Source organism: Bradyrhizobium genomosp. III, assembly GCF_000261705.1.
Classification (GTDB): domain Bacteria; phylum Pseudomonadota; class Alphaproteobacteria; order Rhizobiales; family Xanthobacteraceae; genus Bradyrhizobium; species Bradyrhizobium ottawaense.
In genome coordinates this window covers 1-257 of sequence record NZ_AJQF01000505.1, presented here as the reverse complement: position 1 = coordinate 257, position 257 = coordinate 1, and the positions used below count along the sequence as shown (strand labels likewise).

General features: G+C 63.0%; 1 protein-coding gene. It reads right to left on the bottom strand.

Features of this window, described 5'->3' with window-relative positions; all coding sequences use genetic code 11:
- Positions 1 to 11: 11 nt before the first annotated feature.
- On the bottom strand, positions 12 to 257 hold a 246-nt coding region (locus IC66_RS0139110), incomplete at its 5' end, for a hypothetical protein (RefSeq protein WP_038951166.1).

The window sequence follows — 257 nt, the reverse complement described above, 5'->3', positions numbered from 1 at the left end:
GAAGAAAGCCGCTACTTCTTCTTCCCCGGTCCGAAATCCGGCTGCCAGGCCACATCCTTGCGGCTCGGCGCTGCCGCGATCACCTTGGCCTTGTCCTTCTTCGGCTTCTTGGTCTCGCGATTGCCGCGTTGCTGTCCCTTGGCCATGTCGGTCTCCTTCTGAGATTTATCTGGGGGTGCGAGTTCGTCCAGTTCGTCCGATTGCAGCACGCGTCCGCGCGGCGTGCAGACCCTCACGTCGATGGCGCCGTCGCGCAG